24 protein-coding genes are annotated in these 21,670 nt (G+C 70.9%); 3 read left to right on the plus strand and 21 right to left on the minus strand.

Annotation, left to right across the window (positions count from 1 at the left end; translation table 11 throughout):
- Positions 1-28: 28 nt before the first annotated feature.
- The 20 genes from ACIA5F_RS19580 to ACIA5F_RS19675 all read right to left on the minus strand — a co-directional run bounded on the left by ACIA5F_RS19580 (position 29) and on the right by ACIA5F_RS19675 (position 18,525).
- The gene (locus ACIA5F_RS19580) at positions 29-1,402 is read right to left on the minus strand and encodes a hypothetical protein (RefSeq protein WP_399354572.1); all 1,374 of its coding nucleotides are present in this window, start codon (positions 1,400-1,402) and stop codon (positions 29-31) included.
- Positions 1,403-1,652: 250 nt separating this feature from the next.
- Entirely contained in the window at positions 1,653-2,204 is a 552-nt protein-coding gene (locus ACIA5F_RS19585; RefSeq protein WP_399354574.1) for an MOSC domain-containing protein, read from the minus strand.
- Between the two features lie 7 nt (positions 2,205-2,211).
- Complete coding sequence (locus ACIA5F_RS19590) at positions 2,212-2,445, minus strand: acyl carrier protein (protein ID WP_399354576.1); 234 nt, start codon at positions 2,443-2,445, stop codon at positions 2,212-2,214.
- Positions 2,433-3,410 carry an NAD(P)H-dependent flavin oxidoreductase gene (locus tag ACIA5F_RS19595; RefSeq protein WP_399354578.1) on the minus strand — a complete coding sequence of 326 codons (978 nt, stop codon included), beginning with the start codon at positions 3,408-3,410 and terminating at the stop codon, positions 2,433-2,435. Before ACIA5F_RS19595 ends, ACIA5F_RS19590 begins: the two co-directional genes overlap by 13 nt.
- On the minus strand, positions 3,407-4,291 hold the full coding sequence (locus tag ACIA5F_RS19600; protein ID WP_399354580.1) for a hypothetical protein: 885 nt from the start codon (positions 4,289-4,291) through the stop codon (positions 3,407-3,409). Before ACIA5F_RS19600 ends, ACIA5F_RS19595 begins: the two co-directional genes overlap by 4 nt.
- On the minus strand, positions 4,278-5,222 hold the full coding sequence (locus ACIA5F_RS19605; protein WP_399354582.1) for a diiron oxygenase: 945 nt from the start codon (positions 5,220-5,222) through the stop codon (positions 4,278-4,280). Before ACIA5F_RS19605 ends, ACIA5F_RS19600 begins: the two co-directional genes overlap by 14 nt.
- Positions 5,223-5,227: 5 nt before the next feature.
- Positions 5,228-6,184 carry an inositol monophosphatase family protein gene (locus tag ACIA5F_RS19610; RefSeq protein WP_399354584.1) on the minus strand — a complete coding sequence of 319 codons (957 nt, stop codon included), beginning with the start codon at positions 6,182-6,184 and terminating at the stop codon, positions 5,228-5,230.
- Positions 6,181-7,527, minus strand: coding sequence for an aspartate aminotransferase family protein (locus tag ACIA5F_RS19615; protein WP_399354585.1), 1,347 nt, complete (start codon positions 7,525-7,527; stop codon positions 6,181-6,183). Before ACIA5F_RS19615 ends, ACIA5F_RS19610 begins: the two co-directional genes overlap by 4 nt.
- A gap of 103 nt (positions 7,528-7,630) precedes the next feature.
- Positions 7,631-8,158 carry a hypothetical protein gene (locus ACIA5F_RS19620; protein ID WP_399354587.1) on the minus strand — a complete coding sequence of 176 codons (528 nt, stop codon included), beginning with the start codon at positions 8,156-8,158 and terminating at the stop codon, positions 7,631-7,633.
- Positions 8,159-8,433: 275 nt separating this feature from the next.
- Positions 8,434-9,435: a phosphotransferase gene (locus ACIA5F_RS19625; RefSeq protein WP_399354589.1), complete on the minus strand. Its 1,002-nt coding sequence runs from the start codon at positions 9,433-9,435 to the stop codon at positions 8,434-8,436.
- Between the two features lie 31 nt (positions 9,436-9,466).
- Positions 9,467-10,420: an ROK family protein gene (locus ACIA5F_RS19630; protein WP_399354591.1), complete on the minus strand. Its 954-nt coding sequence runs from the start codon at positions 10,418-10,420 to the stop codon at positions 9,467-9,469.
- Positions 10,417-11,586, minus strand: a complete 1,170-nt coding sequence (locus ACIA5F_RS19635) for a zinc-binding dehydrogenase (protein ID WP_399354593.1) — start codon at positions 11,584-11,586, stop codon at positions 10,417-10,419. Before ACIA5F_RS19635 ends, ACIA5F_RS19630 begins: the two co-directional genes overlap by 4 nt.
- A gap of 271 nt (positions 11,587-11,857) precedes the next feature.
- Positions 11,858-12,355, minus strand: coding sequence for an SCO4225 family membrane protein (locus tag ACIA5F_RS19640; RefSeq protein WP_399354595.1), 498 nt, complete (start codon positions 12,353-12,355; stop codon positions 11,858-11,860).
- A 116-nt stretch (positions 12,356-12,471) separates the two neighbouring features.
- Positions 12,472-13,083 (minus strand): hypothetical protein, encoded by a 612-nt coding sequence (locus tag ACIA5F_RS19645; protein WP_399354597.1) that lies wholly within the window; start codon positions 13,081-13,083, stop codon positions 12,472-12,474.
- Positions 13,084-13,381: 298 nt separating this feature from the next.
- Positions 13,382-13,786 (minus strand): ATP-binding cassette domain-containing protein, encoded by a 405-nt coding sequence (locus ACIA5F_RS19650; RefSeq protein WP_399354599.1) that lies wholly within the window; start codon positions 13,784-13,786, stop codon positions 13,382-13,384.
- A gap of 261 nt (positions 13,787-14,047) precedes the next feature.
- Positions 14,048-16,228, minus strand: a complete 2,181-nt coding sequence (locus tag ACIA5F_RS19655; RefSeq protein WP_399354601.1) for a hypothetical protein — start codon at positions 16,226-16,228, stop codon at positions 14,048-14,050.
- Positions 16,225-16,926, minus strand: coding sequence for an ABC transporter ATP-binding protein (locus ACIA5F_RS19660; RefSeq protein ID WP_399354603.1), 702 nt, complete (start codon positions 16,924-16,926; stop codon positions 16,225-16,227). The genes ACIA5F_RS19655 and ACIA5F_RS19660 overlap by 4 nt, the downstream gene beginning before the upstream one ends.
- A gap of 61 nt (positions 16,927-16,987) precedes the next feature.
- Positions 16,988-17,371, minus strand: a complete 384-nt coding sequence (locus tag ACIA5F_RS19665) for a hypothetical protein (RefSeq protein WP_399354605.1) — start codon at positions 17,369-17,371, stop codon at positions 16,988-16,990.
- A complete protein-coding gene (locus tag ACIA5F_RS19670) occupies positions 17,361-17,702 on the minus strand; it encodes a hypothetical protein (RefSeq protein WP_399354607.1) in 342 nt (113 codons plus the stop codon). The genes ACIA5F_RS19665 and ACIA5F_RS19670 overlap by 11 nt, the downstream gene beginning before the upstream one ends.
- A 385-nt stretch (positions 17,703-18,087) precedes the next feature.
- Positions 18,088-18,525 carry an ATP-binding protein gene (locus ACIA5F_RS19675; RefSeq protein ID WP_399354609.1) on the minus strand — a complete coding sequence of 146 codons (438 nt, stop codon included), beginning with the start codon at positions 18,523-18,525 and terminating at the stop codon, positions 18,088-18,090.
- 112 nt (positions 18,526-18,637) lie between these two features.
- On the opposite strand from ACIA5F_RS19675, the gene ACIA5F_RS19680 reads away from it, so the two are divergent.
- Positions 18,638-19,462 (plus strand): helix-turn-helix transcriptional regulator, encoded by an 825-nt coding sequence (locus ACIA5F_RS19680; protein WP_399354611.1) that lies wholly within the window; start codon positions 18,638-18,640, stop codon positions 19,460-19,462.
- Entirely contained in the window at positions 19,459-19,767 is a 309-nt protein-coding gene (locus ACIA5F_RS19685) for a DUF397 domain-containing protein (RefSeq protein ID WP_399354613.1), read from the plus strand. The genes ACIA5F_RS19680 and ACIA5F_RS19685 overlap by 4 nt, the downstream gene beginning before the upstream one ends.
- On the opposite strand, the gene ACIA5F_RS19690 is transcribed toward ACIA5F_RS19685, so the two are convergent.
- Positions 19,757-20,029 carry a DUF1876 domain-containing protein gene (locus tag ACIA5F_RS19690; RefSeq protein WP_399354615.1) on the minus strand — a complete coding sequence of 91 codons (273 nt, stop codon included), beginning with the start codon at positions 20,027-20,029 and terminating at the stop codon, positions 19,757-19,759. The genes ACIA5F_RS19685 and ACIA5F_RS19690 overlap by 11 nt on opposite strands.
- 399 nt (positions 20,030-20,428) lie before the next feature.
- Here ACIA5F_RS19690 and ACIA5F_RS19695 point away from each other — a divergent pair, with 399 nt between their 5' ends.
- Positions 20,429-21,556 (plus strand): serine hydrolase domain-containing protein, encoded by a 1,128-nt coding sequence (locus ACIA5F_RS19695; RefSeq protein WP_399354747.1) that lies wholly within the window; start codon positions 20,429-20,431, stop codon positions 21,554-21,556.
- Positions 21,557-21,670 lie beyond the last annotated feature (114 nt).

A 21,670-nucleotide genomic window follows, 5' to 3' on the forward strand; every position in this document is an offset into this window, starting at 1 on the left:
GTGCCCCGGCCGGCGTGAGGGGCCGGTCTCAGTCGGCGACGGAGTCCGGATCGTCGAGTTCGTGCAGCCCTGCCGGGTCCTCGTCGGTCAGTACTTCACCTGCCGCGGTGACGAAGCGCTGGGCGTGGCCCCGGTGGACGCACAGGAGTTGGTCGCGGGTGCCGGTCGGGTCGCGGTGCACGGCCAGCGCCGGACCGTACTTGCTGTGATGCCCCGGCATCTCGGTGTCCGTGCTCCATCCGGCGCCGTCGAAGGCGGACCACCACAGCTGCTGGCGCGCGGGGTCGCGGTGGACGCACATCAGGTTGCCGTCGAAGACGGCGAGGCCGATGTTGCTCCGTGTACGGTGCCCCGGCAGCGCGCCCTCGGAGGTCCAGCCGGTGTCGCGCAGCCGGCTCCAGTGGATGGCCCCGTCCTTGGGGTTGCCGTGCAGCAGGTGGAGGGCGTCGTCGTACACGGCGAGCGCCGGGGACCTCGTGGTGGCGCAGCCGGGGACGGGTTCGGGGGGTGTCCAGCGGTGGCCGTCCGCGCTGGTGGTGACCATGATCCGTTGGGCGGCGTCGGCGTAGGCGAGGTGGAGGGCGTCGCGGAAGACGGCCAGCGCCGGGCCGTAGACGCTCCCGGCGTGCGGGATCGGCCGGTCCGGCGTCCAGGTACCGCCGTCGGAGGAGGTCAGCGCGATGCCCCAGTCGCCCGAGCCGCCGCGGTGCGCGCAGTACAGGCGGTCCTGGAACACGGCCAGGGCCGGGCTGCCCAGGGTGTGGTGGGCGGGAAACGACTGGTCCTCGGACCAGCCGCCGTCCGCGCGGTGCGCGGTCCACCACAGGTCGGGGTTGTCGCCCCGGCCCTGGTAGACGCAGTACAGGTCATCGCGGAAGACGGCCAGGGCGGGGGTTTCGGAGGCGTAGTGGGCCGTGAACTGCGCGTCGGTTCCCCAGCCCGCACCCGGTGTGAACACGCTGAACCACAGGCCGCTCTCACGTGGCGGCGCGTCGAGGGCCATGGGGGCGAGGAGGGTGGGTGCGGACCATGGCGAGAGCAGCTCGCAGCCGGCACCCCGGGCGGCGGCCGACCGGATCTGGTCGGCGCGGCCGGTCAGCGCCGCGTCGACGGCTTCGGCGACACCTGCGGGCAGGGACCCGGCGAGCACCTCCGACACCAGGGTGCGGAAGTCGTCGACGGGCCCGGTGCCGTCGAGGTCCGCGAGGCGGTCGGCGGCCGTTCGGTCGAGGCGGAGGGCGAAGCCCCACTCCAGCAGGCGGACGGAGACGGCCGTCCCCGCCGCGGCGAGCTCCTTGGCCGCCCCCTCCGCGCGCTCCACGGCCGTGGCCGAGGGGGCGTCCGCGCCGGACTCCGGTGCTGTGCCACTTTTCCGCCCGGGGGCGGCGCCTTCGATCGCCATGCTGTCTTCCTGTCTACAGGGCCACGGCCGGGCGGTCCGCCCGGTGCGCGGTTACGGTCTGTTCCCGGCCGCATGTGCGCCGGGCGGGGGCACCGAGGCTCCGTCGGGCACGGCTGCGGGACGGCGAGCAGCACGGTGGCGGTGGTCCGGTACCGGGCCGGGCCAGGCCGGGACGGGCGCGCTCGGGGGTCCTCGAATCGGTGATGGCGGGGCGGTGTCCGGGTAGGTCCGGGCGGCCATCTGTGCGGCCTCAGGGGAGGGGGGCGGGAAGGGACGGCAGGAGCGGCCGTGCGTCGTGCGGCAGTGGGAGGAACCGGTCGCCCACCCGGATCGTCCCGCCGCGGACCACCTCGGCCCGCAGCCCGCCGCGGTGCAGCAGGCCGCGGATCAGGCCGGGGCGCACCAGTCGCTCAAGGCGGGCGCAGGGTTCGCTGAGTTTGAGACCGCGCAGGATCACCGCGCCGATCCGGAACTCCTGGTCCACCAGCGGGTTGAGCCGGATGTCGCGGCAGACGAGGTTGCGGCGGCATTCGGCGGGGGTGAGCGTGATGCCGTGTTCGCGGGCCAGGGCGTCGAGGGCCTCGGCCTCGATGAGGGTGACGTCGCAGACCCCGGACGCCCGGCCGGTTCCCCGGCGCCGGGGCCGTGGGCCCTCGCCGGCCCAGTAGTTGCGGTCCCCTGCCAGGCCGCGGCCCGTCACCGCGCGGGCCTGTGCGACGCGGAAGGTGGGCTCGCCGGTGCGCGGGGCGAGGTGCAGGGAGGTGACACGTCCGGGTCCGGGCGGCGGCGGGTCCTGCGCCATGGGCGGTTCACCCTTTCAGGAAGTGTTCCCTGAGGGAACGAAGCGTGCGGAACTGGTCCACGTCGATCTGGTCGAGCTGGAGTTCCCGCCCGATCAGGTCCTCCAGCAGCAGGATGAACTCCATGAAGCCGAGCGAGTCGATCAGGCGGTTCTCGATCAGATCGAGGTCCTCCGGTATCTCTTCGACGGTGGGGTTGTGTTCGCGCAGCCAGTCCACGACCGGCTTGATCACGTCGTCCATGAATGTCTCCTCCCGTACTCCCGGCCGAGCCGGGCGACGGTGACGGCGGCCGGGTGCCGGGCGGTGACGCGGGTGCAGGACCGGCCGCAGTACATGGCCATCTCCTCGATGCGGCCGGTGGTTTCCTCACCCGGAGCCGCCGCGCTGTAGCGCGGTACCGGGTGCTCCCGCCCGTCCACCCGGGTGGTGGCGATGAAGGTGGCCGGGGCGCGTTCCGTCGTGGCGGTGAGGGGGTTGCGCAGGACGCGGTGCGGGCGGTGCGGCCAGCCGATGTCGAACAGGGAGGTGACGAGGGTGTCGTCGGCCACCGCTTCGACCACCCGCCGTTTGAACTCCGGGTGCGCGGTGGATTCCGCGGCCGGGACGAACAGGGTTCCGGCCATGGCCCCGTCCGCGCCCCGGGCCACGGCGTCCGCGAGGTCCCGTCCGGTGGCGATCTTGCCCGCGACGGCCAGTACCGCGTGCGGGTAGCGGGCCCGGACGGTGGCCAGCAGGAGGTCCACGGGCAGCCGGCCGAGCAGGTGACCGCCGGCTTCGGTGCCCTGGAGGACCAGGACGGCCGCACCCCGTCCGAGGGCGGTGCCCGCGTCCGCGAGGGTGCCGACCTGGACCACCAGCGGGTGCCCGGCGGCCCGGACGACCCCGGACGCGTCGGCGTCGGGCAGCCCGAAGGAGGTGACGAAGGCGTCCGGGGGCAGTTCGGGCAGGACGGCCCGGAGCTGGTCCAGGCAGGCGGCCGGGCCGGTGACCTCGGGGACCACGTTCACCCCGAACGGGCGGCCGGTGGCAGCCGCCACCTCACGGACCAGCCGGGCGGCCCGCGCGGGTGGTTCCTTGTACAGCGCGAGGGTGCCGCCCGCTCCGGCCCGGGACACCGCGGCGCACAGCCCGGGCCCGGCGACGGCGCCCATCCCGGCCTGCAGCAGAGGCAGTGTGAGGCCGAGCCGGGCGGCCAGCCGGGTCACGAGCGCTCCCCCGTCCGCCGTACCGCGCGGTGCGCGGCGGCCAGGTCCCCTTCGAAACGGTCACCCAGGGCGTGCACCCATCGTTCCAGGCCGAAGGCGACGCAGCCGGTGAAGGCCGGGCGGCCCGCGTGGCCGATGGCACGGCGCTCGCCGAAGAAGTTGCGGTGGTTGTTGGTGGAGGCCACGGCGGTGCCGTCGGTGTGCAGGTACTCGTCCTTGACCGGGGCGAGCATCTGCATGACGGTGCGGGCGCCGTCCTTCTCGAAGAACGGGTCGGTGGCGGGCTGCCGGTCCAGGGTGAGGCCGAGGGCCGTGCCGAAGGCGGCGATCCGCTCCTGGTGCCGGTCGAGGTGGGCCCGTACGGCCTCGGCGGAACCGACGCACACGATCTCCCGCATGGTGAACCCCCAGAGCCGGCGCAGCCCGTCGTGGTGGTCCTCGTTGCGGAAGCACTGCGCGAGGGTGGTGATCAGCACGGGGGTGTCGGAGCTGGTGCCGGAGAGGTGCAGGAAGCAGCCGTAGCAGGCCGCGGAGGGCAGCAGGTGGGTGGCGTCGGCCAGGTCGGCCGCGGGCAGTGCGGTGGCTCCGGGCGGGGCCGTGGCGCGGGCTGCCAGCCGGTCGGGGCGGACACGGGTGACCGGGCTGCCCAGGTGCGGGAAGTTGCGGAAGTAGTCGAGGGCCCCCAGCTCTTCGGCCCGTAGCAGCGGCGGGTAGCTCCGCTGCCGGGCTCCGGCCTCGGTACCCCAGCGGGTGAACACCGCGTCGAGCGCGTTCTTCAGCAGGACGGCCGGTTCGTCGAGGGTGGCCAGTCCGTCCCGGACCGACCAGGCGGGCCCGCCGACCCCGCCGGCCCTGGTGGCCGCGGGGTCAGTGACGGGCATCGAACACCCCGATCCGCTGGAGGAAGCCGGTGGTCTTGTGCAGGACCTTGGCGTGGGCGGCCTGCCGGGCGGGGTGGACGAGCAGCCGCTTGCGCAGCGCGAAGCCGTCCGGGAGTCCCGCGTCGCGGTAGACGGCCGGGTTGTAGAGGGACTCGATGCTGGTGGTGAGGTAGCGGCCGAGGTAGCCGCCGAGGTGGCCGCGCAGTTCGTGCCGGGCCGCCTCGTCCGGGCCGCGGTCGAGGAGCCGCTCCCACAGCAGGCGCACCAGGCGGCAGCCGAAGGCTATGTGGCGGGATTCGTCCTGGTGGTGCAGCCGGTTGATGTGCCTGACGGTCGGGTGCAGGCGGCGGTCGGCGGCCATCTGGACGTTGTAGTGGTCCACGATCTGCTCGAAGATCAGAATCCGGGCGAAGACCAGGAAGTTCTCGATGTCCGGGTCGCGTGGGGCCTCGGGCAGCTTGACCGACCTGTCGGGATAGATCTTGCCGGCGTACTTGAGGCAGAAGGTGGCGAAGAACCACATGTGGTCGTTCTCCTCACCGATGAAGTGGTGGAAGAACTCGGAGGGAAGCTCGAAGCCGGGTGTGTGGACGCGCCGGGTGACCTCGATGAGCAGCTCGCGGATGCCGTGCACGTTGAGGCTGTAGAAGTTGACGCTCTCCCACCGGCTCAGGGTACGGAGCTGGGCGGGGCTCAGCTCGTCCATCAGCTCGGTGCCGTGGCAGGAGAGCAGTTCGGGGGACATCCAGAGTTCGTCGGTGGGGATCGAGGCCGGCCAGTCGAAGGTGGTGAAGGGGTTGTAGTAGTCCGCGGTGGCCTTGTCGGAGAGCCGGTCGAGCAGGGTCCGGAACTCGGTGTCGTCCGCTGCCGGGGTGTCGTCCGCTGCCGGGGTGCTGACCGCTCGGGCGGGCGGGGTGTTCGGGGGGCGCATGGACGTCACTCCTTCCATCGGACGGCCGTCAGCAGGGCCCGGTGGAGTTCGGGGGTGGACGCGGCCACGCAGGACCGCTGGTTGGCGATGCTCAGGTCGGTCAGGACGGTGTCGCCGAGCGGTTGCCCGTAGCCGTCGGTGATGACCGCCCCCGCCCGCTCGGCGAGGAAGACCGCCGCCGCGATGTCGTACGGGAACAGGTGCAGGACCCGGCCGTTGCCGACCCGTTCGAACTCGGGCAGCAGCGCCGGATCGTCGCGCAGCAGCCGGTTGCCGATGTCCACGTAGGCGTCGAGCTGGCCTGTGAGCAGCCGGGAGATGGACCAGGTGGCGCTGTTGAAGACGAAGACCCCGCCGGTGTTGGCCGAGCGGTCGATGAGGTGGCCGTACGCCTCGGTCATCAGGCGGGCGGGGTGGCCGTTGAACTCCAGCGACCAGAACATCCGCGCGAGGTCGGTGGTGCGGGTCAGCGCCGGGACGGGACGGTCGTAGCCGTGCGCGGTGATGCCGGGTGTCACCCGGTCCCCGTAGAGGTAGGCGCCCGTGCGCAGTTCCATCAGCATCGCGTGCTCGACGTCGGCGATGCGCGGGCGCCGCGACATGCGGGCGACGGCGATGGAGACCGTGGCCGACTCCAGGCCGGCGACGGCGGGCCGGGTTCCGTCGATGGGGTCGACGACCAGCAGGTGGGCCGGGTCCGTGCCGTGGTACTGCAGGCCGCGGTCCTCGGAGTAGACGGCGACGGGCAGATCGTGGCCGGCGATGTACTTCCAGGTGGCCGCCTCCGCGACTTCGTCGAGGCCGAACTGGGCGTCCCCGCCCGGCGAGTGGCCCCGGACCAGGCGGCTGCCGGCCTCGTGCTGGGCGGCCAGTACGGCGTCACGGACGGCTCCGGCGAGGCCGGTCACGTACTGCCGCACGGCTGCGGCATCCGGGGGGCCGCCGTGCTCGGGTCCGGTCATGCGGCGGCCTCCGCGGCGAAGAGGGCTTCGAGCCGGTCGCAGAGCAGATCGGCCTCGGTACGGGTGAGGATCAGCGGCGGGCGGATCTTGATCACGTTGCCCCGGCCGTAGCGGGAGGTCCGCAGGATCAGGCCGTGGTCCATGCCCCGCCGGGCCAGGGCCTGGGCCCGTTCGCTGTGCGGGCGCCCCTGGTCGTCGCCGATCTCGATCCCGATCATCAGGCCGAGGCCGCGCACGTCCACGACGGCGGGGTGGCGGGCGGCCAGCGCGCGCAGCCGTTCCATGATGTGGGCGCCGACCTCCCGGACGTTCTCCAGGAAGCCGGGGCGGCCGATCACGTCGAGGGTGGTGGCCGCCGCGGCGGCGGCGAGGACGTTGCCGCCGTAGGTGAAGGAGTGGTGGTCGCTGCTGAGACCGGACATCCGCTCGTCGGCGACGATCGCCGCGATCTGGGCGCCGGAGCCGCCGAGGCCCTTGGCGGTGGTCAGGATGTCGGGCCGCACCCCGTAGTGCTCGGCGGCGAACATCCGGCCGACCCGGCCTATGCCGGTCTGTATCTCGTCGAAGACGAGGACGATGCCCCGTTCGTCGCACAGGGCGCGCAGCGCGGGCAGGTAGCCGTCGGGGGGCACGATGTTGCCGCCGCTGCCGGAGACCGGTTCGACGACCACGCAGGCGACGCTGCCGGAACTGGCGTGGTCGAGGAAGTCGTTGATGCGCTCGACGCAGAGCATGCCGCAGCTGTCGGGGCCCGCCTGACGGTAGAAGCAGCGCAGGCAGTAGGGGTCGGGGACCTGGAGCACGCCGGGCATCAGGTGCGGGAACGGGGCCTTGCGGAAGGACTCGCCCGACATGGTGGTCGTCATCATGGTCTGGCCGTGGTGGCTGCGGAACAGAGTGACGACGTCGCGGCGGCCGGTGGCGAGCTGCGCCATCTTGACCGCGCCCTCGTTCGCGGTGGAGCCGCCCGACACCTTGAGGTGCACCTTGGTCAGGTTCGGCGGGGTGACCTCGACCAACCGCCGGACGAGCTCGTTGACGGGCGCGGTCTGGAAGGTCGAGGTGGTGTGCACCAACCGTTCGGCCTGGTCCCGCATGGCTTTGACCACTTCGGGGTGCCCGTAGCCGAGGCTCAGGTTGAAGGTGCCGGAAGCGCAGTCGAGGTACTCGTTGCCGTCGGTGTCGTACAGGTGGACGCCCTCGCCGTGGTCCATCTCGTACGCGCTGACCGGGTAGTACAGGTGCTTCTGTGCGTAGCTCAGGGCATCGCCGCGGACGTCTTCCCGGGCATCGCTTCGTGCGTCACTCCCGGCACCGTGCCGGACGCGCATGAGGTCGGCCATGTGACTCCTGTCGACTTCCGTCCGTGGACACGGCGGACGGCGAATAGCGATATCTCCGGGCAGTGGAATGCAAGGTTCCCGTCGGTATTGCGGGGGCGGGGGTTCACACGTCCAGAACGAAGGTGAACGAGGCGTCCCAGCCCTCGGGCGTCTCGTGCACGTCCATCAGGCATTCTGGCCGGAAATACTTGTCGAGGTGGTTTCGGCGTTCGCCGGGGAAATACAGCATGGTGGTCAGTACGGCTCCGCCGGGCGGCTGCACCTTCACGTGCACGTGCCGCGTCCGTCCCGGGTACACGGCGGGCAGCACCGTTTCCAGCCGCCACTGCCCCTCGGCGTCCGCGAACTGGTGGCCGCGCAGCCGAAAACCGTCGTCGTCGTAGACTCCGACGTCCCCGACCTGCCAGAAGTCGAGCAGGGTGCCGCCGATCGGCTGCCCCTCGGGGGTGCGCACCGCGCCATGCAGCACCATCGGGACACCTCCGTCCGCATCGCCCCGGAAGCTGGTCCTGAAGGGGGTGTCGGGCTTGTAGTACGGCCCTTCGCGCAGCGCGGGCGTGGGCGGTGTCCCGTTGCAGCGAACGGTCGGCGTGAGCGTCTTCAGGACATCTCCCGGACTTCCGGTCTCCACGGCGAAATTCCCCCTCGGTCAATGATCCTTCGCTTCGACCCAGGCAGACTAACCGGAATTTTTGATGGTGAGAAGAACGCTTCGTATCGCCTCTCGGCCATTCCTTCGACGTTTATTGGCAATATTCCGCAATTCGCACGGACAGCAGTTGCCTCCTGAGAATGGAGCGGCGTATGGGTCGGGTGGGAAAGCGGGAAAGCCGGTGGCGGCTGGGGCCAGTACCGATCAGTACCTGTCAGTACCTGTAAGTGAATGTCAGCACCTGTCAGCGGCGATCAGTGCCTGTCGGCGGCGGACCGGCGCAGCACGGTGTGCGCGCGGGCGAAGTAGGCCGGGTCGGGCGGTGCGGTGAGAATGTCCGCGAGCGCGAAGAGGTCCAGCGTCCGGCTGAGCCGCCGCCAGTCCGCGGGCAGCCGGCCGTTCCCGCCCCGGAAGCCATCGACGAAGCCCCTGGTGAAGGCGGGCGGGTACTCGTGGGCGAAGCGCAGCATGTTCCCGACGTCGAAGAGCGGGGAGCCGCTGAAGGCGAGTTCCCAGTCGAGCACGGCGGCCACCGCCCACTGCCCGGCGCGCCGTTGGACCAGGACGTTCTTCGGGTTGAAGTCGCCGTGCACCAGGCTGCTTTCACCCGCCACGGAGGTAACGGCCCGAGGCCCGCGGCGGGCCAGGGCGCGCAGTACGGCCGCGTCCGTCCCGCTCAGCGGCCCGTCCGGGGCCGCCGTGACCAGACAGTGGTCGACGAAACCGGGCAGGTCACCCAGCGGGGCCGCACCGTCCGGGGCCGGTACCAGCGAAGAGTCGCCGAAGACACCTGGGCGGGGCAGCCTGACCCGGCCGATCCGCGCCAGGACCGTGCCGACGGCCCGGCCCAGGGCCCGCGCGTCACCGCTCGCCGGGCCGTCCGCGAGCACCTGGCTGAGCGGGGTCCCGTCCACGAACCGGTAGAGCAGGGTGGGGCGGCCGGTGGCGCGGCCCTGCGGATCGGCCGCGACCACCGCGGTCACCGGGACGGCACGGGCCGCCGCCCGGCCGAGGACGGCGATCTCCACCGCACAGGTGTTGCGCGGGACCCGGCTGCCGCCGGGCCGGTAGCGGCGCAGCACGTAGCGCTCCGCGCCCGCCGCGCCGGGGCGCCGGGCGGTGAGCACGGCCATGTCGTTGGTGAACCCGCCCGGCAGCGGGTCCATCTCGTGCAGCAGGGCCCCGGGCAGGGCGTGCCAGGTCAGCCAGGCGTGGGTGGCCGGGTCCAGAGGACCCGCCGGACGGGGGCCCGTCACACCGGCAGGCCTGCCCGGCCCGGGGCCGCCCTCATGCGCCCGTTCCCCCCGTTCCCCCCGATGGCCCAGCGCCGGGCAGCGGCCGTGCGGCGGCGGCGGCCCCGGCCGCCAGGACCAGTCCGCCCGCCGGTCCGGCGAGCCGGCCGAGCCCTGCCGGGACCACGAAGTCCTCGGCCGCGTGCTCGGGCAGCCCGGGGTATCCGGCCAGTGCCACGGTCAGTTCGGCGCGGAGCAGCGGGAAGAGCCCGGGGAGCTCCGCGACACCGCCGCCGATCACGATCCGCTGGGGTGCGGTCGTGTAGACGATGTTGCGCAGCCCCGCGGCCAGGTAGGCCGCCTCCAGCCGCAGCGCCTCACGCAGTGCGTCCCCGGTCAGTTCTTCGGCCGGGGCCCCCCAGCGGGCGCCCATCGCCTCGCCTCCCGCCAGCCCCTCCCAGCAGTCGCCGTGGAAGGGGCAGGAGCCGGGGAAGGGGTCGCCCGCGATCCGGGGTACCGCGAGGTGGCCCATCTCGGTGTGGACCAGGCCGCTGACCACCTTGCCGCCGATCACCGCACCGCCGCCGATCCCGGTGCCGACGGTGAGGTAGACGTAGGTGTCCAAGCCCCGCGCGGCGCCCCACCGGCCCTCGCCGAGGGCCGCACCGTTGACGTCGGTGTCGATGCCCACCGGTACTCCGAGCGCGGCGGCGAACGGACCGGCGACGTCCACCCCGGACCAGCCGGGCTTGGGGGAGGCGGCGAGATGGCCGAACCTGGCATGGCCCGGCCGTAGTTCGAGGGGCCCGAAGGAGGCGATGCCGATCGCGTCCAGCGGTCCGGTCCTGGCGGCCGTCTCCCGGAAGAAGTCGATGGCCCGGGCCAGGGTGGGGCCCGGCCGGCCGGTCGGGAACCGGGTCTCGGCCTCGATCCGGTCGGGGGCCGAGCCGACCAGGCAGACGAACTTGGACCCGCCGGATTCGACCGAGCCGAGCCGCGGCGCGCTCACGCGCTCATCGGCCAGCCGTCGGCGCCGACCGGGCCGGTGTGCGAGCGGATGACGACCTTGAGCGCGTCGTAGCGCGGTGCCCGTGCGCTGCCTTCGTCCCCGCCGTCCCCGCCGCCCCCGTCGTCCCGGGTGAGGCCGCCGAGCGCGAGGAACGCCTCCGAGTACCGTTCGAGCGGGAACTCGTGCGTCACCAGCCGATCGAGGACCGGGCCGGTACTGGTACTGGTGCCGGCACCGGTGCCGGTACCGGTGCGCTGTGGGGCGCCGAGTTCGGCGGCCAGGTCCACGGCGACCGGGAAGACATCGGCCCGGTAGTCCCCGGCGCCGATCAGCTGGATGCCCCGGTTGGTGAGCTGGAGCGGGCGCAGCGGCACGGAGTAGGTGTCGTCGAAGCCCATCACCACCACCCTGCCTCCGTCGTCGATCAGCCGCAGCGCCGCGTCCAGGCCGGTGCCCGTCGTGTCGAAGACGACGGAGGGACGCTCGCCGCCCGATGCCTTCACCACGGCTTCGGCCGGGTCCGTTCCCGCCACGTCCACCACGTGCGCGAACTGTTCGCGGGCCCGCTCCAGCCGGTAGCCGTCCGGTTCGGCGACGACAACCCGCCGGGCCTGGCGGGCGGCGACCAGTGCGGTCAGCATCCCGATCGGGCCCGCGCCGAGCACCACCACGGTGTCGTCGAAGGTGACGGACGCGGCCTTGACGTTGCTCAGGACGCAGGCGAGCGGCTCGATCAGGACCGCGCCGCGGAAGGACAGCCCGGCGGGAACCCGTTCGACGAAACGTTCCGGGAGGGTCACCGTCTCCGCGTACGTGCCGTCCCGGTCGACTCCGACCTCGGTCCCGGCCTTGTGACGGCAGAAGTTGGTCGCTCCCCGGCGGCACGGGACGCACCAGCCGCAGTACAGCGTCGGGTTGACCACCACACGGTCCCCCACCCCGACCGAACGCACCTGCGGCCCGGTCTCCCGCACCACACCCACCGACTCGTGTCCGAGCACGACGCCGGGCCGGGCCGGGAACCGCCCGAGCAGGATCTTGCGGTCCGTTCCGCAGACCCCCGTACCGACGATCTCCACCACCACGTCATCATCGTGCACGAGCTGTGCGGCGGGCCTGTCCTGCAGTTCGGCGGAGCCTGGACCCAGATAGACGAGAGCGCGCACGAAACCTCCCCATAGGCATTCGGAAGGCGACGCTAACGCAGCCGGATGCGACCGGACAGGACGCCTCTGAGCCATCTCGCGGCCGCGTCGCCGAGGAGAGACGGCGGCTGGTGCGGGGTGGGGAGGGTGGGGTGGGGGCTGAGGTGGCGCGTGGTGGGTCGGGTGGCCGTACGGGCCGTGGGCGGGCAGCAGCTCGATCTGGTGGGGATGGCCGTGACGGCCGTGCAACGCGGTGGACAAGGTCCTCAAGGGCGTGCGCATGCCCCCTGAGCTATGCCTGTCCGGGGTCCCGCCGACGGCGTGCGAGGAGACCGGTCAGGCCGCGTACCAGCGCCCAGAGCGCCGTGGCGTTGACCAGGGCGCAGGCAAGGATCACACCGTAGAACCCGAACCTCAGCCACGTGTCGAACAGTTCGACGCCGGGCAGGTCGTGCACTACCGAGTCGGTCGGGAGCGGCGGCCCCATGGGCACGGGCCCGAGCGTCTCCCCGGGCAGGGGCGCGGGTACGGGCACGGGCAGCGGCTCGGGCGGCACGCCGCCCGTGTGGACGGGCGGCGTGACCTCCGACAACCCGGGCGCCCCGGGATCGGGCAGGACCAGCAACATGGCCAGGAGGCTGAGCGGTGCGGTGGCCAGCATCGGCCAGATGCCGGCGAACCCGGCGTCCCCCGTCCGGAAGAGCACGTCTACCCAGACCAGCAGCCCGACCACCACGGCCAAGTAGGCAGCCGGAAGCCACACTTCAAGTTTTGACCGACGTCGTCCCACGACTTCCCCCCGTTCGTCCGACAGCCTATCGGAACGATGGAGTCGGGGCGCCTGAGTACGACTACTCAGGAGCGCGTGCGCACCTGCCTACGCCGCCGGGGCGGGGTGGACGGCGGCTACCGCCCGGCAGCCCGAAGGAGCCAGGCGCCGGTGCCGGGCGGCCGGATCGCGCTGAGGACGCAGCCGATGGCGAGGAGTGCGGTGGCGGCGGCGAAGGCGGGGATGGAGGCGGCGGGGTGGAGGACGAGTGCCCATGGCTCTGCTCCGCCTGCCTGACGCCAGCCTGCGGCCGCGCAGGCGAGGGGGAAGGCAGCGGTGATTGGTGCGGCGGAGCGGTGGCCGGTGAGGGGGTTGAGGACCAGTGCGATGCCGAAGTAGACGGCGGTGTTGCGGCCGACGGAGATGGCGATGTCGGAGACGCCCGCGAGCTGTGCGGCCGGGGTGACGGCGAGGACCACTGCGGCGAGCACGGCGGCGAGGGCGGTGTCCCAGCGATGGACGGGGCGTACCGCGGTGGCTTCTGTCCGCGATCTGGCGCGGCCGGTGCTGTTGAGCCACAAGACGGCGGGCAGGACCGTGATCAGCTGGGCGACGACGAACTTTCCGGCCTGGCCCGTCAGTACGGGGACGGGGAGTTCGGTGTTGCCGACGGCCAGTGAGGCCAAGGCGGTCAGCAGGGTGCACGTGGTGAGGACCGCGGCGGAGCGGGAACGGAGCCACCAGATCACCGGGCGGCTCCGGTGATGTCGAGGCGTGCGGGCTGGTCGCAGGTGGTCAGGGCCTGGCGGTTGGTCTCGTATCAGGCTAGTGCTGTGACCGGAAAGGTTCACCGGCCCGCGACGCCCGGCACGGCACCTCGCTACGTTGTCGGGGCGCCCAAGTACGTCCAGTACTACGGGCGCCCCTCCGCCTTGCGATGCGCTCGGCATCCGAAGGATCAAGGCAAGAGCCGAGACGAAGTGAGCGCAGCGAACGCAGTCGCACCGGACGCCGCGGGCTCACCGGCAAACCTTTCCGGTCACAGCACTAGCTGTGGCTCTTGCGGTTCGCGAGCGTGCCGAGGCCGACCCGTTCGATCGCGGTGCCCGACGCTTCCCAGGCCGCGCCCCGGCGCATGCCCTTGAGCCAGCCCGCGTAGGCGACCTGTTCCCGGACGGTGAGACCGGGAACAGGGGTGATCTGCTGGGGTATCCACGCGACGCTCTTGCGGTACGCGGCCTGCTTGCGGCCGCCCGGGCGCAGCCGGTTGAAGCTGAGCGTCCCCGCCGTGGGTGTGAGCCGGGAGGCGGCGAGCGCCATCAGCGTGGACTCACCCGCTCCGTTCGGTCCCAGGAGCACCGTCGCGGGAGCGCTGACCGTCAGCGTGAACCCGCTGAACACCGGTGTCCGCCTGCCGTACCGGAACGTGATCTCATCGAATAACAGAGCCATTTGTGCGACGCGCGATCCGCCGCCCGCAGCGGAGCAGGGGCGGCATGTCGTGGGACCGTGGAGGGAAGGTTTCCCGCACTCATGAGGAGCCGGACCAGGAAACCGCGACCCGGGCGCCGGCGCCAACGGCGGCCCCGGCTACGTCCTGGCGACCTGGCGACCTGGCGACCTGGCGACCTGGCGACCTGGCGACAGGCCTACCGCGACGGCCCGGCCCTGACCTGACCCCGCACGGGGCCGGGCAGGTCGGGCCGTCGTGGGTCAGTCGGCCGAGGGGCGCCAGTGGCGTGCCAGGCGGGTGGCGCCCCAGGCGCCCCACAGCCAGACGGTGACGGCCATGACTCCGGCTCCGGCAAGGGTGGTGCGGAGCATGTTGCCGGTCTCGGTGTGCTCGCCGCTGTAGGCGACGGCCTTGACGGGGGTGGCGAGCCAGTGGTGCATGAACAGGCCGATCAGGGCTGCCGCAGCGAGTGGGGCGAACAGTGTGAAGAACGCGGTGCTGAAGTAGATGGTCCTGTTCCCGGCGAGGACGCTGACCGCGGTGATCTGACGGACGAACCGGAGGAACTCGGCGAGGTTGGCGACCATGATCGAAATGATGACGAGGATGACTGCGAAGGTCCCGTAGAGCATGACCCATCGTCCGTTGAGGTCGTCCGTGTTCGCGGCGGTCAGCCATGAGCCGGCGATGGTTTCCACGGAGACCGCCATGCCCAGGTGCCGGTTCGCGGCTTCTTTGACCATGGGCACCGACAGGTCGTGCCCCTTGTCGCCGACCAGGACAAGGGTGGAGCCTTCGGGCCGGGCCGTGTCCCTGGCGTAGATGCCCTGGCCGGGGGTGTCCCAGGTAGCCAGGGCCTGGAACCGTGGGTCGGGGTGGTTGGGTTCGATCTCGGTCGGCTGCTGGGTGCACGGCAGCGACAAGCGCCGCAGGGCTGTACACGGTCCGTTGATCTCGGCGGTGGACTTGCCATGATCCACTGCGAGGCGGAGCGTCTCCACGCCGGACGGCAACGCCTCCAGAAAGGCCTTGGGGACGGGCTTGTCCTGGTCCACGGACAGCAGCAGCGCGCTGCTTCCGACCTTCCGCACGGTCTGCTGGGCCTGGATAGCGGGGCCCGTGTTCAGGGTGGCCCAGAGCTGGGTCTGGCCCACGAGGACGAACGCGATGATCACCCCTGCCGTGAGACGGACAGTGGCACCCGGCCACGCCGCTGCCCACCGGCCGGCCAGGAGAGCTCCCGGCCGGCCTCGTCGGCGGCCGATCGAGGCCAGTGCGTTGCCGGCGGCCACCGCGGCGAGCCCGACCAACGAGGGCAAGGTGAGGATCGTGCCACCGACACCGATCACGTACACCAGGAGCCTTTGCCCCGAGCTGGTTGCCAGCCCGGGCCCCTGCACCGCCACAACCAGCAGGAAGGGACAGAGGTAGGGCCACCAGCGTGGCAGACGGGTCCTGAACAGACGCGGTCTGACACCGTCGCGCCCGGCCTGGCGCGGGTGCAGGAGCAGCACACAGGCCAGGACGAGGAATGCGGCCAGCACAGGTGCAGTGAGCGAGGCCCACGCCCATTGCCGTGCGTCTGCCACGGAGATGGTGTATCCGGTCAGGGGAAGACGGGTGTCGCCCGCCAGGATCCAGCAGGAGGTGGCGAGCCCGAGCACGGCGCCCATCGCGACGGCGGGTGCCGCTTCACCGGCGTTGACGGCGGCTCTGACGCGACGTCCGCCGCCGAGCGCTTCGAGGAGGGCCGTGCGCTGGTCCCGAGCGTCCGATCCTGCCCGGGCGGCTGCGGCCATGAGCGCGGAGACCGGGAGGGCACCCATGAAGGCGGTGAGGGCAAGAAGGATGTAGGGGGGCTTGGCGAACATCATCTCGCCGGTGCCGAGCGGTTTCGCAGTGCCGAATCCGGCGCTCGGCCACATCCTGGCGGTGTCCGCGGACACGGGAGGGCGCACGTAGGCAAACCACTCGCCGGGGCTTGCCAGCGCGCGCGGCGCAATCGTGCCGGCGAGGCCGCCGAAGCGGGTGGTGATGCCTTCATCGCGTCCTGCCGCGAGCAGGGCGGGTGAGAGGGCCGCCTGACCGGGTTCAGGCCAGGCGGACAAGCCCGGAGGGAGGGGGGCGTCTTCCGTGAGCGGTGCGATGTAGACGACCTGGTACTGCACGTTGTCGACGACATCGAAAGCCGGCCGGTACAACAGGCGTGCCCGCTCCGAGCTGTTCTGGGAAATTTGAACGGGGGACCGGGCCGCGTCACGGAGTTCGCGTCCCTCGTAGGCAGCATGGATCAAGGCCACCGCACACACGACGAGGCTTGCGGCGAAAGTGGCGCAGACCAGCGAAACAGCGCGGATTCTTCCCGCGGAAGCTCCGTGGGCCGAGACCCTTCCGATGCGGAGCAGCTGTAGCCACAGCGGAGCTCCGTTGTGGCTGCTCACTGAGCCTCCCGAGGGACGAGCCGGCCCTCGACGAGGTGCACGGTGTCATTGGCCAGCGCGGCGACCTGCGCGTCGTGCGTCACCACGAGGAGTGCACACGGCCAGCGCCGGGGCACCTCGAAGAGCAGCTCGGCCACCGCGGCCCGGTTGACGTCATCGAGCGCGCCCGTCGGCTCATCGGCAACCAGCAGCGACGGTCTGTTGACCAGGGCGCGTGCCACGGCCGTCCGCTGGCGTTCCCCTCCCGACAGCGTTCCCGTCGCCCGAGCGTCACGGGGCACTCCCAGACTGCCCAGCAGCTCCGCGGCAGCCTTGTAGGTCTCCTTGCGGTCAGCACCCGCCAGCAGCCCCGCGAGCGCCACGTTCTCCACTGGCGTCAGCTCTGGAAGGAGCTCACCGAACTGGAAGACGACGCCGATGTGACGGCTGCGGTGGCGGGTCCGCTCCCTGCGGCTCATCCGGCCCAGGTCCGCGTCCGCGACCCGTACGGCACCTTCCGGTTGCACCAGCCCCAGAGCGCAGGAGATCAGCGTGCTCTTGCCACTGCCCGACGGTCCCATGACCGCGACGGAATCCCCTGTATTCAGGCGCAGGTCAAGACCGTCGAACAACGTCCTGTCGCCGATCCGGTACCGAAGAGAGCTGAACTCAAGCGCGACACCCCTCGGAGCCGGCGTGCGCGGTGAATCGTGTTCCATTCCTACCTACCTGACAAAAGACATGGGGCCGCCGATACCGGCGGCCCCACATGAAGTTTTCTTACGAGATGGTGCGTTCCCTGTCGCAGTTGTCCGGAGCCCAGCCGACGGATATACAGCCCTGCACCATCCAGACCGTATTACCAGACCCACTGGTGGCAGTGGTGCCGGCCCCAGACTTGTTGTGCAGGGTGTAGGGGTACCCGTCGCTGTTGTTGCGCGAGTAACGGACGTAGACGGACATGCCGTCCGACTTCAGGTCCGTCACGGCAGCACGCGCATTCGTACCGTAGGAGTAGCCGTGAACAGCATCATCCTTGTACGAGTTCAGGTCAATCGCCATGGCCGGCGAACTGAAGAGCACAGCGATACCCAGGCCGACAGCGATCGCAGCAGACTTCTTCATTTTCCCCATCCCCGCATTCCCTTCCATCTCAGCCTTCACGCTTGATGTCGCACTTGTCAGGCCAGCCGTCGATCGACACACAGGCCTGAATGACGTAAACCGCTCCGCCGGCGGCGCTGGTCACGGTCGTACCTGAGCCGCCCTTGTTCCAGAGCGTGTACTGGTCAACGCTGGTTACTCGCTTGTAGTTCACGTAAACCGGGTGACCGTCCTGCTTCGTGTCCGCAACCGCGACACGCGTGTTGGTCCCGTAGGAATAGGCGTGCACCTGACCGTCTTTCGACGAGCTCAGGTCAATGGCCGTAGCAGGCGAGCTTCCGAGCACAGCAAGCACCCCGAAGGATACAAGCAGAGACTTCCCAGTCTTCATATTCCCCCCCCTTCGCAGAAATGGACGCGAGCACGACCATTACCAATCAAACTCGCGAACACAGAAACTACCACGCGAGCACCTAGCTCGCCGCCACATTAAAGGCGCACCCAATCGGCCAGACGTAAGATCAAATGAAATCTATTCATCCACTTTTGGCCACCATTCGCCCGAATCGACACACGACTGAAATACGCCACTCCAGGGCGTTCGAATGCACGCGGCAAGAGGATTATTTTGAGTCAAATGAAGGAGATTTCGCGCCACCGCTGGAGGGCGACCAGGGGAATTCCATATTCCGGCGAAAAGCCCCAGCGTAAGGGAGGAGTACAGGGGTCGGGGTGCCTCCCTCGCTCCGAGCTAGGCCGTGCCTGGCCAGCAGAGATCAAGCGATCGCGTTCGGCTGGGATACGTCCGCTCCGTGGAATTCGCACCAGACGACCTTGCCCGGGGTGCGGGGGTGGGTGCCCCAGGTGTCGGAGAGGGCGGCGATCAGGTGGAGGCCCCGGCCGCCCAGGGGTTCGGGGGTGTCGGGGTGGGGGGTTCTGAGGCGGGGGTGGCCGCCGCCGCTGTCGTGGACCTCGATGCGGACGGCGCCGCCGCTCGTGAGGAGGCGGACCAGGAAACCACGGCCGGGCGGGACGCCGTGGCGGATGGCGTTGGTGGCCAGTTCGCTCACGCAGAGGAGCATGTCCTCGTCACGTTCGGTCACGCCCCAGACCAGCAACGTGTCACGTGTGAAATGTCGTGCAGCAGCGACCGACCGGCGGGAACGCAGGTAGATCCGGTCCCGGACGAGAACCGACTGAGTCTTTAGATTCACCTGAAAATTGTCGCGCCCTGTGACTAACCTATGGCTCAGCGCAGATCCGTACGTGGTTGCGGTACGCATCTGTGCGGGCTCATTCACGTACACAGGTGGGGAGTTCACCGTCATGCCACCCAAACAACGTCCACGGCCCAACGCGACGACCATGAAGATGGTCGGCGCTCAGGTGGCCGTCTGTCGAGTAGCCAAGAACCTGACGCAGAAGGAGTTCGGCGACCTCATCGGGCTGCACTCCGAGACCGTCGCCTCCATCGAGCAGGGCCGCCGGGTGCTGATGCCCGACGTCGCCGAGCTGATGGACCACCACCTCGGGCTGCCCGGGGTCCTGACCATCGCCGCGACGAGGATGCCCGAGGTCGACGTGACCCCGCCGTGGGTCGAGGAGTACCTGGATCTGGAGTTCCGGGCGGTCGCCCTGTCCTGGTACGACACGCTGACCATCCCGGGCCTGCTCCAGACGGACGCGTATGCCCGTGCCCTGTTCGGCTGCCACGTCCCGGCCATGGGCGAGGAGGAGATCCATTTTCAGGTCGAGAACCGGATGGAGCGTCAGCAGATACTGACCAGGCCGATTCCGCCGACCCTGGGCTTCATCCTGGGGGAGCCCGCGCTCCGGGAGCGGATCGGCGGGGACGAGGTGTACTGGGAGCAGATGCAGCACCTGCGGAGCTGCATGGACCGGCCCACCATGTCGATCCAGGTCATGCCCCTCGGCGGCACCGGTCACGCTGGTCTCAAGGGCCCGTTCATCGTGCTGGAGACCCCGGAGCACCAGCTCCTCGGATACTCCGAAACACAGCGCGGGAGTCACCTCGTCAGCGACGGAGACGAGGTCAGTATCCTCTCCCAGAAATATGCGATGCTGCGATCCCAGGCCCTCAACGTCAGTGCGACCAGGGACCTGTTGGATCGGCTGCTAGGAGAACGATGAGCATCGCACTCACGTGGTTCAAGTCCAGCTACAGCGGTGACGACGGCGGTGAATGCCTCGAAGTCGCCATCGCCTGGCGGAAGTCCAGTTACAGCGGCGACGACGGCGGCGCGTGCGTCGAGGTCGGCACCGCCGCCTGGCACAAGTCCAGTCACAGCAGCGACGAGGGCGGCCAGTGCGTCGAAGTCGCCTCCTGCTCCTGTGCCGGGCAGGTGCACGTGCGGGACTCGAAGGTCCCGCACGGGCCGACGCTCACGCTCGCTCCCGCGAGCTGGGCATCCCTCACCGGGTGGGTCAGTGGTTGATCGGGTAGGAGTGCCTGCCCGACTCCGCGTCGATCTCGGTGTGGGCCTTCTGCAAGAGCTGTGACGCGAGATCCATGAGCGCGCGAGCGCCCGCGATCTCTTCACCGACCCGGAGCTGGTCCGAGTCGGTCGGGTGGCGCATGGCGTAGCCGTGCGCCCTGATCTCGGAGCCGTCACCGAGCCTGAGCAGGGCCGCCGCGCTGGTGCGGTGGCCCTCCTCGGTGAATTCGAGCTCCACGTGCCATCCGACGAGCGTGGACACGGTGTCTCACCTCCAAGGGGTCACCCCGTTGTCACCCCGGATTTCCAGGGTGCGCCCGTCGCGCGCGGAAGGCGAGCGGGGCCGCCGGGCGGGCCGTGTCCGGGCCGGGGGTTATCCCCACCGAGGAAGGTCACGCTGCCCGGATCGATCTTGGGTTCCCGCGCACGCAGGCTGGACGGGTCAAGACATCCGACGCGCCTCGCAGGGCGTACCAGGGGGATTCCCGTGACCGACCACCGTCCGCACCAGCGCCCCGGCCGTCTCTCCGGCCCGCACTCCGACCAGGTCTCGTCCCCGGCCGATCCGGCCGCTCCCGGCGCTCCCGCCGCTCCCCCGCTCCGGCGCGGGCGCGGGGGGTTCTCGTCCCGGTCGCGGCGGGGCACGGCGGTCGTCGCGGTGATGGCCGCCGCGCTGGCCGTGGGCAGCACGCTGCCCTCCGCCGCAGCGCAGACCTCCGGCCCGGGGTCCGGTTCCGGCTCGGGGGACGTCGTACGGCAGGGGCTCCAGCGCCTGGTCCAGGAGGACCGGAACCCGGGCGCGCTGGCCACCCTCGTCGGACGGGACGGGCGGACCCGCCACTACACGGCCGGGGTCGCGGACCTGGAGACCAAGGCGAAGGTGCCGGTCAACGGGCAGGTACGGGTGGGGAGCAACACCAAGACGTTCACCGCCGTCGTCGTCCTGCAACTGGTCGGCGAGGGCAAGGTCGCACTCGACACCCCGATCGAGCGGTACCTGCCGGGCCTGATCAAGGGCGAGGGCATCGACGGCCGGAACATCACCGTGCGCCAGCTCCTCCAGCACACCAGCGGGCTGCCCAACTACACCGATCACCTGACCGGCCTCACCGACACCGAGGGCCGCCACACCTACTACCAGCCCCGCACGCTGCTCGACATCGGGCTCGCGCACAAGGCGGAGTTCGAGCCCGGGACCCGCTGGAAGTACAGCAACACCAACACCATCGTGGCCGGCCTGATGATCGAGAAGGTCACCGGCCGCCCGCTGGCCGAGGAGATCGACCGACGGGTCATCCAGCGCGCGGGGCTGCGGGACACCTACTTCCCCGCCGTGGGCGAGCGCGGCATCCGCAAGGCCCACCCCGAGGGCTACTTCGCGACCAGGCCCGGCGGGCCGCTGGAGAAGATCACGGAGCTGGACCCCTCCTGGGGGTGGGCCGCCGGGCAGATCGTCTCCACCCCGGCCGACCTGAACCGGTTCTTCACCGCGCTGGCCGGCGGGAAGCTCGTGGGGGCCGCGCAGCTCGCCGAGATGCGCACCACCGTCGACTCCTCCGCCGGGATGTGGCCCGGCGCGCGGTACGGGCTGGGCGTGGTCAGTACGCCGCTGAGCTGCGGCGGTCTGGCGTGGGGGCACGGCGGTGACATCCCCGGCTACCAGACGCGTTCCGGGGTCACCGACGACGGCCGGGCCTTCTCGGTCGCCGTGACCGCCGACCCGGCGCCCTTCGGCCAGCAGAGCCACGACCGGGTGCTGGGCCTCGTCGACTCCGCCCTCTGCAAGTAGCCACCGGGGAGGACGCGGGAGCAAGGGAGAACTGACGGACTCCGCTCGCGGCCGGCCGGCCGGCCGGGGGGCGCTGCCTATGGTGGCGCCCCGACCGATGAGCAGGGGAGAACT

Origin of the sequence: Streptomyces sp. NPDC051567, assembly GCF_044454165.1 — a bacterium.
In the GTDB taxonomy this organism is placed as follows: domain Bacteria; phylum Actinomycetota; class Actinomycetes; order Streptomycetales; family Streptomycetaceae; genus Streptomyces.

Coding starts and splice junctions, on each gene's coding strand:
- ACIA5F_RS19580 (WP_399354572.1), bottom strand. CDS start 1,402: ATGGCGATCGAAGGCGCCGCCCCCGGGCGGAAAAGTGGCACAGCACCG.
- ACIA5F_RS19585 (WP_399354574.1), bottom strand. CDS start 2,204: ATGGCGCAGGACCCGCCGCCGCCCGGACCCGGACGTGTCACCTCCCTG.
- ACIA5F_RS19590 (WP_399354576.1), bottom strand. CDS start 2,445: ATGGACGACGTGATCAAGCCGGTCGTGGACTGGCTGCGCGAACACAAC.
- ACIA5F_RS19600 (WP_399354580.1), bottom strand. CDS start 4,291: ATGCCCGTCACTGACCCCGCGGCCACCAGGGCCGGCGGGGTCGGCGGG.
- ACIA5F_RS19605 (WP_399354582.1), bottom strand. CDS start 5,222: ATGCGCCCCCCGAACACCCCGCCCGCCCGAGCGGTCAGCACCCCGGCA.
- ACIA5F_RS19610 (WP_399354584.1), bottom strand. CDS start 6,184: ATGACCGGACCCGAGCACGGCGGCCCCCCGGATGCCGCAGCCGTGCGG.
- ACIA5F_RS19615 (WP_399354585.1), bottom strand. CDS start 7,527: ATGGCCGACCTCATGCGCGTCCGGCACGGTGCCGGGAGTGACGCACGA.
- ACIA5F_RS19650 (WP_399354599.1), bottom strand. CDS start 13,786: ATGGCTCTGTTATTCGATGAGATCACGTTCCGGTACGGCAGGCGGACA.
- ACIA5F_RS19660 (WP_399354603.1), bottom strand. CDS start 16,926: ATGGAACACGATTCACCGCGCACGCCGGCTCCGAGGGGTGTCGCGCTT.
- ACIA5F_RS19670 (WP_399354607.1), bottom strand. CDS start 17,702: ATGAAGACTGGGAAGTCTCTGCTTGTATCCTTCGGGGTGCTTGCTGTG.
- ACIA5F_RS19680 (WP_399354611.1), top strand. CDS start 18,638: ATGCCACCCAAACAACGTCCACGGCCCAACGCGACGACCATGAAGATG.
- ACIA5F_RS19685 (WP_399354613.1), top strand. CDS start 19,459: ATGAGCATCGCACTCACGTGGTTCAAGTCCAGCTACAGCGGTGACGAC.
- ACIA5F_RS19695 (WP_399354747.1), top strand. CDS start 20,429: ATGGCCGCCGCGCTGGCCGTGGGCAGCACGCTGCCCTCCGCCGCAGCG.